1 protein-coding gene is annotated in these 539 nt (G+C 40.3%); it reads right to left on the reverse strand.

Annotated elements, in window-relative coordinates:
- On the reverse strand, nt 1–539 hold a 539-nt coding region (locus NUW87_RS11590; RefSeq protein WP_269028686.1), incomplete at both ends, for a retropepsin-like aspartic protease.

A 539-nucleotide genomic window follows, 5' to 3' on the forward strand; every position in this document is an offset into this window, starting at 1 on the left:
GAACTCTTCCAGTAGTTTCTGAATCTCCTCAGGTACATCATCTACTCTAGTGCTAGTCAGAACAATCCTCGGTTTCCTGACCACAATAAATTGTGTGTCTTCCTTCTTCTTAACCTCCTTAAGAAGTTCCTTCCCACTCATGAGAAGTACAGTGTTGCTCACTTCTAGTTTCACTTCTTTATCCTTAATCGGCAACAACATGTGAGTTCTCCCATTCTTCTCCAAGGTGTATGTGTTCTTTCTCCCATCATGAATCACATTCCTGTCATATTTCCATGGTCTACCCAGCAATAGATGACAAACATCCATGGGAATGACATCACATAATATTTCATCTTTATATCCTCTTATTTTAAATTCAACTAAACACTGTTTAGTGACATTTACCTGATGTCCTTTTTGTAGCCACGAAACTCGGTATGGGCTCGGATGTTCAATAGTATCTAGCTCCGACTTTTCTACCATCTCTGTAGAAACGAGATTATCTGTGCTACCACTGTCCACTATGACCTTGCATACCCTGTCTTTGGTCTTGCAAG

This window comes from Corynebacterium pilbarense (assembly GCF_026930265.1).
GTDB lineage: Bacteria > Actinomycetota > Actinomycetes > Mycobacteriales > Mycobacteriaceae > Corynebacterium > Corynebacterium pilbarense.